Annotated in this window: 9 protein-coding genes and 2 pseudogenes; 4 read left to right on the forward strand and 7 right to left on the reverse strand. The window is 67.4% G+C overall.

All coding sequences use genetic code 11. The annotated features are described in order from the left end of the window. Positions 1–13: 13 nt before the first annotated feature. On the reverse strand, positions 14–1,003 hold the full coding sequence (locus tag AMA02S_RS44585; RefSeq protein ID WP_084264445.1) for a LysE family transporter: 990 nt from the start codon (positions 1,001–1,003) through the stop codon (positions 14–16). A gap of 853 nt (positions 1,004–1,856) precedes the next feature. Next, positions 1,857–2,114, reverse strand: a pseudogene (locus tag AMA02S_RS43880) (LysE family transporter); the annotation flags it as partial. A 111-nt stretch (positions 2,115–2,225) separates the two neighbouring features. Between AMA02S_RS43880 and AMA02S_RS02330 the strand changes: the two are divergent. After that, positions 2,226–2,678, forward strand: a complete 453-nt coding sequence (locus tag AMA02S_RS02330) for an Lrp/AsnC family transcriptional regulator (RefSeq protein ID WP_067450726.1) — start codon at positions 2,226–2,228, stop codon at positions 2,676–2,678. Between the two features lie 427 nt (positions 2,679–3,105). Here the strand turns inward: AMA02S_RS02330 and AMA02S_RS02335 are convergent, their stop codons facing one another. Genes AMA02S_RS02335 through rpmH form a run of 5 tightly spaced genes read right to left on the reverse strand, consistent with a single transcriptional unit; the run spans position 3,106 to position 5,473 of the window. Then, a complete protein-coding gene (locus AMA02S_RS02335; RefSeq protein WP_067450729.1) occupies positions 3,106–3,591 on the reverse strand; it encodes a Jag family protein in 486 nt (161 codons plus the stop codon). Positions 3,592–3,628: 37 nt separating this feature from the next. Further along, positions 3,629–4,606 carry a membrane protein insertase YidC gene (gene yidC, locus AMA02S_RS02340; protein WP_067450732.1) on the reverse strand — a complete coding sequence of 326 codons (978 nt, stop codon included), beginning with the start codon at positions 4,604–4,606 and terminating at the stop codon, positions 3,629–3,631. Next, positions 4,599–4,958 (reverse strand): membrane protein insertion efficiency factor YidD, encoded by a 360-nt coding sequence (yidD, locus tag AMA02S_RS02345; protein WP_067450735.1) that lies wholly within the window; start codon positions 4,956–4,958, stop codon positions 4,599–4,601. The genes yidC and yidD overlap by 8 nt, the downstream gene beginning before the upstream one ends. Beyond that, a complete protein-coding gene (gene rnpA / locus AMA02S_RS02350) occupies positions 4,955–5,323 on the reverse strand; it encodes a ribonuclease P protein component (protein WP_067450738.1) in 369 nt (122 codons plus the stop codon). The genes yidD and rnpA overlap by 4 nt, the downstream gene beginning before the upstream one ends. A 12-nt stretch (positions 5,324–5,335) precedes the next feature. Further along, positions 5,336–5,473 carry a 50S ribosomal protein L34 gene (gene rpmH, locus AMA02S_RS02355; protein ID WP_067450744.1) on the reverse strand — a complete coding sequence of 46 codons (138 nt, stop codon included), beginning with the start codon at positions 5,471–5,473 and terminating at the stop codon, positions 5,336–5,338. A gap of 724 nt (positions 5,474–6,197) precedes the next feature. Here rpmH and dnaA point away from each other — a divergent pair. The 3 genes and pseudogenes from dnaA to gnd all read left to right on the forward strand — a co-directional run. Beyond that, positions 6,198–8,435, forward strand: coding sequence for a chromosomal replication initiator protein DnaA (dnaA, locus tag AMA02S_RS02360; protein ID WP_067450747.1), 2,238 nt, complete (start codon positions 6,198–6,200; stop codon positions 8,433–8,435). A gap of 752 nt (positions 8,436–9,187) precedes the next feature. Then, on the forward strand, positions 9,188–10,330 hold the full coding sequence (gene dnaN / locus AMA02S_RS02365) for a DNA polymerase III subunit beta (RefSeq protein WP_067450750.1): 1,143 nt from the start codon (positions 9,188–9,190) through the stop codon (positions 10,328–10,330). Positions 10,331–10,407: 77 nt separating this feature from the next. Further along, positions 10,408–11,373: pseudogene (gene gnd, locus AMA02S_RS02370) on the forward strand (phosphogluconate dehydrogenase (NAD(+)-dependent, decarboxylating)); the annotation flags it as partial. Between the last annotated feature and the right edge of the window lie 75 nt (positions 11,374–11,448).

Below are 11,448 nucleotides of genomic sequence, written 5' to 3' on the forward strand. Positions count from 1 at the left end.
GCTGGCCTAGAGGTCAACCCACCAGGTGATCGGCAAGCAGCCAGACGCCGATGCCGACCATGGCCGTCCCAGACAAGCGGCTGATATGACGGGCCGCCGCAGGTCGTGCGTGCAGGGCGGTTCGGGTAACCGTGCCCAGACATAGGTAGAACAGGGCGCAGGAGCCCATGAAGACCAAGCCGAGTACACCGATCTGCATGGCGACAGGCCACGTGCCGTCCGGATCGGTGAACTGAGGAAGCAAGGCGAGGAAGATCAGCAACCCCTTGGGGTTGAGCCCGCTGACACCGATCCCGCGTAGAAAGGCCCTCCGGTCAGCCCTTGCCCATCTCCCGGCGGAACCACCCAGCAGCCCACCGCACTCGCCGTCAGACCGCACACCGGGCGAAGCGCCGGCCTGTGCCCCAGCGGGCCGGGCACCTGATGCGCTCTTTGCCCCGTCGAACGAGCTGCCAACCGGAGAGTCGTCCAATGCCGTGCCCGGCGTACCAAACGGCTCGCTGTCTGGGATTGCGAACGGAGCACCAGCCAGATCACCAGTCGAGATGCCGCCTGACAGCGCAACGCGAATGCCACCAGCTGGCACACCAGAAGGAGCACTCCACGAAACGCTGAACGAAGCGCCGCCCGAAGTGGTGGCACACAGAGGCTCGGCGATCCCCCTGTCCGAGGAACTGGCCGGGCTAACAGCCGCTCCACCGGTCGATGTGTCGCGTGAAGTGCCGAACTCAGCATCTACAGCCGGCGCTTCGGCGCGCACGTCCGACGAAGCGTCGATGGAGCCTGCGGGTGTACCCGGAAGCGAGCCACTGGACGCAGGATCGGTCAAGGTGCCGAACGGAGCGGCTGGGGAGACACCAGACCAACCAGCCGACGAAACACCTGCCCCAGTCCCGAGTGAATCTCCAAACAGCGCCCTGACCGATGCACCGGACCAGGGATAGAACACCGCCCCAAACGAGACAGCGGGGAGCACCCCAGACCAACAAACACCAGGCGACATGTCGGCCGCAGGGCCGGGCGGTCGCGCAGAGGAGGCACTGGACGACGCGCTCGACAGGGCAGGAAACGCGCCAGGCGAAGCGGCGGGTGATGCGGCGGGTGACACGCCGGGCCAACCGCCGGGCGCGGTGTCGACCACAGCGCAGGACGCTCCTTCGAACGGCGCGCTGGACGGCGCGCCGGACGAGGTCTGGAACACACGTTGAGCGATCTGGCGGGGGGAGGCACCCGATGGACTTGCGGGCGGGTTGCCGGATGGACTGCTGAACGAAGCATCAGGTGAGCTAGCGGACGGGCCGCCAGACGCAATGCTGCGCGGACCTCCGGACGCAACGCTGGGCGAGCCGCCAGACGCAACGCTGGGCGAGCCTTCGGACGCAACGCTGGGTGGTGCGTCGAGGGGAGTTGCGGAGGGAGGTCTAGCCGGACCGGCAATCGGGAGAAGAACGGCGGTAACGGAGTCGGCCGCGGAGATGAAGCCAGAGGTTGTGCACGATCCCGCGCCACTGGAGATGCGTGACAACGAAGCCGACGCGGCGCCCAAAGTCGAGTGCGACATCGAGCGTGACGCCTCGTGAGAAGTCGCACTCGCTCGCGTGGCGCCCAGGAGCAATGAGGGAACGAGCGATCGGGGGGCCGCAGTTAGGGTGCGACGTCGTGCTGCCATCCTCGTGTCGTCCGCGGATGTGCCGATTTCGCTTCGGACATGTCCAGGCCCTATGACATCGGCTCCGGCCTCCGCTTTTCCAGCGGGTGACGGGGCCCAGGATCTCGATGCACTGCCCGATGCGCCGGATCCGCTGTGAGCCGGCGAGCGGGGGGAGGCCGGGAGAAGCCGGATGAGCGAAGGTCGTTGCTCCGTGCCATATCAGGTAGAGGCCGCCGATGACCGTGAGCCCGGTCAGCAGGGTGGGGGAACCGGCAACCAGAGCACCGACGCCGGCCGCGACGACGAGGGTGACCACGGCGTACCCGACGACCAGTCCACTTACCGCCGGGAGAATCGATCGACCTCGCAACCCGGCGTTGATGATGAATGCCCAGTCCGCCCCCGGCACAACGATGAGCAGCAACGCGACCGTCCAGAAAGCAAGCAGGGAGCTGACGGCCATGAGTAGATCCTCCCCTCTGATACAGCAGATGGGAGAAGAATACGTTCAAGTGGCGCGAAGGTGTTTCTGTCTTCTGCCATATAACGCGCAACCTGTGGAAGGATCTTCTGCATGGATGCGATCGACAGGAAGATCCTTGCTGTACTCCAGGAGGATGGTCGTCTGACGATCACGGAGCTGGCGGCGCGGGTCGGGCTGAGCCTGTCGCCGTGCCATCGGCGGCTGAGGGAGCTGGAACACGACGGGACCATCCGCGGCTACCGAGCGGTGGTGAATCCGGCTGCCCTCGGTCTGACGTTCCAGGCGTTGGTGTTCGTCACCATGCGTCAGGAGGACCGCGAGACCTTGCTCGGATTCGAGGGGGCAGTCGCACAGATTCCAGAGGTGGTCCAGGCTCAGCGGCTCTTCGGAGACCCCGACTACCTGCTGCGCATCGTTACGGCCGACCTGACCGCCTACCAGGAATTGGAGGACGACGTGCTGTCCGCGCTACCGGGTGTGCAGCGGCTGAACTCGACTCTCGTCATGAAGCACGTCGTGAACGATCGCCCGCTCCCCACCTGACGACCCACGACACAGACACCGGACGAGGGCTGGATACCACCAGGGACCAGGCTTCGTGTTCGTGTTCGGTGAGGAGGCCGCGGGCGCGGGAGGTGTGGCCGCGGGAGTAGCCGACGTGAGGTGTGGCCGCGGGAGGGGTGGTGGTGCGAACGATCAGCTGGGGGGCTGGGCCGCACATCGGTCTCCAGGGGACATACGGCGTGTCTGCCACCGTGAGCTCGCGGAGGCACGCCGGTGCCTCCAGTGACGATCCCGCTTCGGCCGGCCGGCATCAGATGGTCATGCCGGACGGCCCTGCGTGGTTGTCGTAGCGGTGCGGGCCCGGACCGAGTCGGTGGGCAACGCCTGAAGCGGTCTCAGGGCGCCGGCCCTTCTGCCCCGGCCTCGGGGACCGGGGCCGGGTTATCGCGTCAGAACCAGGAATTCGTCAGGCGGGGTAGACGACCACGTACCGCTCGGGCTCTTCACCTTCGGATTCGCTGCGCAGGCCTGCGGCGGCGATCGCGTCGTGGACGACCTTGCGTTCGAACGGGGTCATCGGGGCCATGGGCTTGGGCTGACCGCCCTGCTTGACCTCGTTGGCGACATCCGTGCCCAGTTTGGTGAGCTCGGCACGGCGGCGCTCGCGGTAGCCGCCGATGTCGAGCATGAGGCGGGTGCGGTTGCCCGTCTGGCGGTGGACGGCCAACCGGGTCAGCTCCTGTATCGCCTCCAGGACCTCACCGCGTTTGCCGACCAGCTCGTCAAGGGAGCCGCCGACGACGGCGACGATCGCGCGCTCGCCCTCGACGTCCATGTCGATGTCGCCGTCATAGTCACCGATGTCCAACAGGCCCTCGATGTAGTCGGCGGCGATCTCGCCTTCCTGTTCGAGCGCCTGGACGTCGACCTCGGTGGTGTCGGTCTGGCTCAACGGGGTCTCCTTATCGGGCACGGACTCGGGATTCAAACTAGCGCTTCTGGCTGCCGCTGCGCTTGCTACGCGACTTACGGGTCGGCTGATTCCGGACGACCTTGGGCTTGCTGTCCTCCGGCTCGGGAGCCGGCGCCGTGTCCTTCTTGAGCTTCGCCTTGACCCCGGACGAGGTCGACGTGCTCTTCGTACCGGCCTTGCCCTTGGCGGGAGCGCCCTTACCGGCCGTCGTGCCGTTTCCCTCACCGTTCGCTTCGAGCGGCGGATACTTCTTGTAAATGTAATGCTGCTGGGCGAGCGTCCAACTGTTGGACGTGACCCAGTACATGAGGACACCGAGGGGGAAACCGAGTCCGAAGAGGCCGAAGAGGGGAGCGAGGAAGACCATCATCTTCTGCGCCTGCATCATCGGGTTGGCGTCGTCAGTGACGGGCTGGCGCTTCATGCTGGCGCGGACGGTGAAGAACGTCGTGCAGGAGCTGATCACCACCGCGATGGCGGTGACGATGATCGCCGTCCAGCTCTTGGGGTCGGCTCCCCAGGCGTTGAGGAAGGTGTCCGGAATGTGGGCGCCGAAGATGTTCGCGTTCTGGGCGCTCTCGACGAGTTCCCATTTGAGCGCGAAGACTCCGTGGCCCTCCTTGGCGTCCGAGATGCGCTTGAGGGTCTGGAAGAGGCCGATGAACACCGGCATCTGCACCAGGAGCGGCAGACAGCCTGAGAGCGGGTTCGCGCCGTTCTCCTGGTAGAGCTTCATGACCTCCTGGTTGAGGCGCTGCTTGTCGTTCTTGTACTTCTTACGCAGCGCCTGGACCTTGGGGTTCAGCTCTTGCATCTTGCGCGAGGCATGGATCTGCTTGACGAAGAGGGGGACCATGGCCAGCCGCAGCAGGACGGTCAGCAAGATGATCGAGCCGCCCCAGGCCCATCCACTGTCCTTGGGGACGACGGTGCTCAGCGCAGTGTGGATCCACACAATGAGCTGAGCGACGATCTCGTACAGCCAATCAAGCACCGGGCAGCTCCTTGGGCTCTGCTAGGGCGGGGCCGCTCTCCTCGCGGCCGGAGTTCGAAGAAGCCGCCGCGGACGCCTTCTTCGGCGGTACCGGGTCGTGACCCCCGGGGTGGAAGGGATGGCACCGGCCGATCCGGCGGACGGTCAGCCACGTTCCGCGCAGCGCGCCGTGCGTCTGGAGGGCCTCCAGACCGTAGGCGCTGCAACTGGGCTGGAAGCGGCATTGCTGCCCGAGCAGGGGACTCAAGAAGCGGCGGTAGGCGCGGATGAGGAGGATCAGCACCCTGGCGGCGGGGCCTGGCGCCCCCGCCGTGTGCTGGAAGGGGAACGGGTCCCCCTGCCGACTCCTCATCTTCGCCCCTTGGACGCGGGCCGCAGCAGCCGGTCGAGTGCCGACTCCAGATCCGCGGCCAGTTCGTCAGGACGCGCCTTCCCCGCGGCGGGGTTGGCGCGCACTACGAGCAGGCTACCCGCTGGGAGTCGGTCCAGGTGCGCGCGCACCTGGTGCCGGAGCCTGCGGCGCACCGCGTTGCGGACGACGGCGTTTCCGACCGTGCGCGCCACGATGAACCCGACCAGCGGCGGATCGGCCGCTTCGGGGTCCTCGTCCCGGTGAAGCAGGTGAACAACGACGTTCGGCCGTCCGGCGCGGCGACCGCGCCGGACGGCCAACGTGAAGTCGTCCCGCCGCCGCATCCGGTGCCCGGACGGCAGCATGAGAGGGGTCGATCAGACCGCGATGCGGGCGCGGCCCTTGCTGCGCCGCCCGGAGAGGATGGCGCGCCCGGCGCGGGTGCGCATGCGCAGCCGGAAGCCGTGCTTCTTGTGGCGACGACGGTTGTTCGGCTGAAAAGTACGCTTGCTCACTCGAGGCTCCAGTGCTGCGGTCGGTTCGTCTTCAAGGCTCGATAGCTCGCATCGAGGGTCGCGTCTGGTCCCCCGCAGCGGGGGCCCACCCGTGCTTCCCAGGAGGGGCAGCCGGCGGGCACGCGTCAGCTCCGTCGATGCGACTCGACCTCAGAACGTTACGGGTTACCTGGGCATGCGGTCAAACGGAGCGGACGCCGCCGTTTCGGCGGACGACGACCATCCGATCGACTCACCTGCGGCTATAGGACGACTTGCCGCCCGGCGAGAAGAAACAAGGTATCCACAGCTGATTCCGCTGTCTTCGGTCCATGGGCTCGTGCTCTTGGAGGAGGAGGCTGAGAGGTGTGGAGAAGGCCGGGTGTGTTGCGGGGCGGGCAGGCAGCGGTTAGGGTCTCTCCGGCGAGCCGACGCTCCTTCTTGAGCATCCGATGTCGGCGTTCATCGTTCGAGACTCCGTTCCAGGACCACCCCCAGTCACTGCTCCCGTCAATGGCCGTCGAGCCGACGGGGAGCATCCGATCTCAGCTGTCCGAGCCCGCGCCGTGGGCTTTGCACAGGGCTCCATGCTCATACACAGCATGTGGACAACTCTGTGGACAACTCGTGAGAGAGTAAGTCTTCCGCGTCGCGGCCGTGCCCACCGAGGCGGGTCGCAACCCGTGGGAGAGCTGGGCAGTCAGGTACTCCGTTCAGCGGAGTCGTGGGGAGGGGAACCTTGCGCATGGACGGTCAGGATCTCGGATCGGTCTGGGCCCGCACCCTCACTGCACTGGCTGAGAGCGACCTGTCTCCTAGCTACCGCGCATGGTTGCCGATGGTCCGTCCACTGGCTCTCGTAGAGGGCACCGCGCTTCTCGCGGCGCCGAATGAGTTCGCCAAGGACGCGCTGGAAACGCGGCTGCGGAACCTGATTACGCAGGCGCTTTCGCATGAGCTGGGCCGGGAGATCCGCGTCGCGGTGACCGTCCAGCCGGAGCCACCCGGCGGAGCAGGGCCCGGCCCTGGGGGCGCGCGCGCGGGCGGGAACGAGCCGCTTGCTGCGCCGGTGCACGAAGCTGCACCTTCTTATAGCGACCGGTCTCATGAGGACCACGATCGGGACCGCTCCTACACCGACCAGCCGTACGGTGACCGGCCCTATCCAGAGCAGCCGTACAACGATCAGGGGTACAGGCAGCAGTCGGGAGTTACCCACAACCCCGGGTCCGCCGGTGGATATCCACAGGCGGACGAGGATCGTGGATGGCCTCAGCGGGACGCCGAGCATGGCGGTGCCTATCCGCCCGCGCCACGTCCGCCCGCGTACGGCGGGGGGCGTGGCGCACCGTTCGACGGGCGTGGCGGCCAGGGATACCCGGGCGGTCGCGGACGTCCGCCCGGAGGTGGAGGTCCGGAAGGCTACGGCGGTTCCGAGGGCTACGGCGGTTCGGAAGGCTACGGCGGTTCGGAAGGCTACGGCGGGCCGGAGAACTACGGGAACGGCCCAGAGAGCTACGGCCCGGGGCCAGAGGGCTACGGGGGCGAGCTTCCAGGGCGCCCCCCACACGCCCCTTCGCATCTGAACGACCGGACGCTCGGCCCACTCCGGCCAGCCGGACGAGTCGAGCAGCCACCGCAGGGGTCGGAGACCCAGTTGGGCGGTGGAGAGCCGCCACTTGGCCTCGGGGAAGCCCCGTACAAGAGCGCGGGACCCGCGGATCAGTATCGCGCAGAGGAGTCGTATCGGGGAGAGGGCGGCTACCGGGACGAGGAAGCCGGCGATCCACGCGGCCCAGGCCCAGGCCCTGGGCCCGGTGGCGGATCCGGCGGAAGCGGGCCTCTACCGGGTGGCAGTGGTCCAGGCTCGGTCGGCAGTGCTCCCGGTGGGCCTGGCGGGGGCTCCGGCGCCTCCGGCGGAGGGCAGGGGGCTGGGGCGTCCGAGCACGCGCGTCTCAATCCGAAGTACACGTTCGAGACGTTCGTCATCGGTTCGTCGAACCGGTTCGCGCACGCCGCCGCCGTCGCGGTCGCGGAGCAGCCGGCCAAGGCGTACAACCCGCTGTTCATCTACGGGGACTCCGGTCTCGGCAAGACGCACCTCCTCCACGCGATCGGGCATTACGCGCAGAGCCTCTTCAATGGCGCACGTGTCCGTTATGTGAGCTCTGAAGAGTTCACGAACGACTTCATCAACTCGATCCGGGATGGAAAAGCGGACGGTTTCCGACGCCGCTACCGGGATGTGGACATCCTCCTCGTCGACGACATCCAGTTTCTGGAGGGCAAGGAGCAGACGCAGGAGGAGTTCTTCCACACCTTCAACACGCTCCACAACGCGAGCAAGCAGATCGTGATCTCCAGCGATCGTCCGCCCAAGGAGCTGGTGACGCTGGAGGACCGGCTCCGCAACCGATTCGAGTGGGGACTGACGACCGACGTGCAGCCGCCCGAGTTGGAGACGCGCATCGCGATCCTGCAGAAGAAGGCCCGCCAGGAGGGGCTGGCCGCGCCACCCGACGTGCTGGAGTTCATCGCCTCGCAGATCGCGACGAACATCCGCGAGCTGGAGGGCGCGCTGATCCGGGTGACCGCGTTCGCGAGCCTGAACCGGCAGTCGGTGGACATGAAGCTGGCGGAAATCGTCCTGAAGGACCTCATCCCCAACGACTCCGGCCCGGAGATCACCGCTGCGATGATCATGGCGCAGACGGTCGAGTACTTCGGGACGACGATCGAGGACCTATGCGGGCCCTCGCGGTCGCGGATGCTGGTGACCGCCCGGCAGATCGCGATGTACCTGTGCCGGGAGCTGACGGAGCTGTCCCTCCCCAAGATCGGCCAGCAGTTCGGAGGGCGCGACCACACGACGGTCATGCACGCCGAACGGAAGATCCGATCGCTGATGGCCGAGCGCCGCGCCATCTACAACCAGGTGACGGAGCTGACGGGACGCATCAAGCACCAGGCCCGTAAACGCTGACGCCCTACTCGGGGCGAAGCGCCGACGGGGCGTCGACGGTTCCCCACATGGTTGTGGAAGGCTCACGGGCACCTGTCCGACGGGTGTGGAAAGCTCGCAGTGGCCATGCAGCGGCTGTGGACGACCCGCGGGAGCCGAGACCGACCTCGCTCCACCTCGTTTCGCCCGTCAAAAGCAGGAGGAATACCGGAAAACGCGACGGACCGCGGGGGGCACAATTCACAGCCTGGGGATAACTCTGGGGATCCCCGTGGATAAGCCAGGGGAAAACCTGCGGACAACCTGAGGACGACTCGTGGACGGATTGTGGAACGACTGGGGACGGCCACCCGGCATCATGGGGACGAACTCGTGGACAGCCTGGGGACTTCCTGGGGACGGCCTGGGGACGAGTTCGACGATCTTCCGTCATTGTCGCCGGGCCCCCCACCGGGCGGGGAGAACCTGCGGAGAACTCGTGGACAACCGGGGGAAGACATGAGGATGACGTGTGGGGACAGATTCGTCGTCCTCAGGCGGCGTCGCGCCGTCCACCGGCCATGCACACCCCCCGTGGACAGAGATTCGCGCCCTCACCTGGGACGATGCGTGATATCCACACTATCCACGGCCCCTATGACTAGTACTGCACTAGTTCTCTACCTAAGAAAAGATCCATCTCAAGTCAGGGCCTGGGGACAACGTGCCCCGGGTGCGCCGATCAAGATTTCTCCACCTCACCCTTGTCCGAAACCTGCAGGAGGCGGGTCCCCTTGAAGTTCCGCATCGACAGAGACGCCCTGGCCGACGCCGTCGCCTGGACGGCGCGCACGCTCCCGGTCCGGCCCCCGGTCCCGGTGCTCGCGGGCATGCACATCGTCGCCGGGGGTGGAGAACACAGCGACCGGCTGAAGCTCTCTGCGTTCGACTACGAGGTCTCCGCCCAGGTGTCCACCGACATCGACGTGGAGGAGGCGGGCACCGCACTCGTGTCCGGCCGCCTGCTCGCCGAGATCTCGCGCAGCCTTCCTCCCCACCCCGTGGAGGTGACGACGGACGGGGCGAAGGTGATGCTCCGTTGCGGCAGCGCGAAGTTCACACTTCTCACCATGCCTGTGGAGGACTACCCGACCCTGCCGGAGATGCCGCCGGCCGCGGGCGCGGTGGGCAGTGACGAGTTCGCGGCGGCGGTCGCGCAGGTCGCCATCGCCGCCGGCAAGGACGACACCATCCCCATGCTGACCGGCGTGCGTGTGGAGATCGAGGGCGAGACCGTCACGCTCGCGTCCACCGACCGCTACCGGCTGGCCGTCCGGGAACTGCACTGGAAGCCGGAACGTCCGGACTTCTCCGCCGTCGCGCTCGTCCCGGCCAAGACGCTGGCCGACACCGCCAAGTCGCTGACGTCGGGCGCCGAGGTCTCGATCGCGCTGGGCGGGACGGGCGGCACCGGGGAGGGCATGATCGGTTTCGAGGGCGGCGGCCGCCGGACGACCTCGCGGCTGCTGGACGGCGACTTCGTCAAGTACCGGTCGCTGCTGCCGAGCGAGTACGCGGGCCTGGCCGAGATCCAGACCGCCCCGTTCATCGAGGCCGTCAAGCGCGTGTCCCTCGTCGCCGAGCGGAACACCCCCGTGCGGCTCTCATTCAGCCAGGGCGAGGTCGTCCTGGAGGCCGGGACCGGGGACGAGGCACAGGCCGTGGAGGCCCTGGAGGCGACGCTGGAGGGCGAGGACATCGACATCGCCTTCAACCCCGGGTTCCTGCTCGACGGGCTCTCGGCGATCGGCTCGGACGTCGCCCGGCTGTCCTTCACCACCCCGACCAAGCCCGCTGTCCTCACCGGCAAGCGCCCGCAGGAGGGGGAGAACCCGAACTACCGTTATCTGATCATGCCTGTGCGGTTGTCTGGGTAAGGACCGTCCCTGGGGCATACAAGGGGACGACCGTCCCGCGGGGGAGCCGCCCCCGCGGGCGCCCGCGCGACGGGAGATGGGACCCGGCGCACGGGCGGCAGGGCTACGCAGGGGAGTGTGCAATGGAGCTTGGGATCATCGGCCTGGGCAAGATGGGCGGCAACATGGCCGAGCGGCTGCGCCGGGGCGGCCACACGGTCGTCGGCTATGACCGCGATCCCGATGTCAGCGATGTCGCCTCGCTGGAGGAGCTCGTCGAACGGCTGTCCCCGCCGCGCGTGGTGTGGGTGATGGTGCCCGCAGGGAAGCCCACGCAGGACACCATCGACAAGCTGGGGGAGATCCTCCAACCGGGAGACCTCGTCGTGGACGGCGGTAATTCACACTATGTGGATGACCGGAAGCACGGTGAGGAACTGGCCGCCGCCGGCATCGGCTTCGTCGACTGCGGTGTCAGCGGCGGCGTGTGGGGCCTGCAGAACGGCTACGCCCTCATGGTCGGCGGTGACGAGGACAACGTGAAGCGGCTGATGCCGATCTTCGAGACCCTCAAGCCCGAGGGCGAGTTCGGGTTCGTCCACTCCGGCAAGGTCGGTGCCGGCCACTTCGTGAAGATGGTCCACAACGGCATCGAGTACGCGATGATGCAGGCGTTCGGCGAGGGGTACGAGCTGATCGAGGCCAGCGACATCGTCACGAACGTGCCGGAGACCTTCCACAGCTGGCAGGAGGGAACGGTCATCCGGTCCTGGTTGCTGGATCTGTTGAACCGATCGCTGGCCGACGATCCAGAGCTTGACGACCTTCGTGGATACGCCAACGACTCGGGTGAGGGCCGCTGGACCGTCCAGGCGGCCGTCGACCACGGTGTCCCGCTGCCGGCGATCACCGCGTCCCTCTTCGCCCGCTTCGCGTCCCGCCAGGACGACTCGCCCACGATGAGGGTGGTCGCCGCGCTCCGCAACCAGTTCGGCGGCCACGCGGTCGAGTCCGCGAAGGGCGCCGACTCCCCCGGAGCCGACGTGACGCCTCCTCCTCTCTGACTCGACCCGACCTGACCAGACCAGACCCTCGGCCTGACCCGGTCTGACCCGACCGAACCCGGTCTGATCGGTCTG

Source organism: Actinomadura macra NBRC 14102, assembly GCF_001552215.1.
Classification (GTDB): Bacteria; Actinomycetota; Actinomycetes; order Streptosporangiales; family Streptosporangiaceae; genus Spirillospora; species Spirillospora macra.

Coding starts and splice junctions, on each gene's coding strand:
- yidD (WP_067450735.1), bottom strand. CDS start 4,958: ATGAGGAGTCGGCAGGGGGACCCGTTCCCCTTCCAGCACACGGCGGGG.
- rnpA (WP_067450738.1), bottom strand. CDS start 5,323: ATGCTGCCGTCCGGGCACCGGATGCGGCGGCGGGACGACTTCACGTTG.
- AMA02S_RS02330 (WP_067450726.1), top strand. CDS start 2,226: ATGGATGCGATCGACAGGAAGATCCTTGCTGTACTCCAGGAGGATGGT.
- AMA02S_RS44585 (WP_084264445.1), bottom strand. CDS start 1,003: ATGTCGCCTGGTGTTTGTTGGTCTGGGGTGCTCCCCGCTGTCTCGTTT.
- dnaA (WP_067450747.1), top strand. CDS start 6,198: ATGGACGGTCAGGATCTCGGATCGGTCTGGGCCCGCACCCTCACTGCA.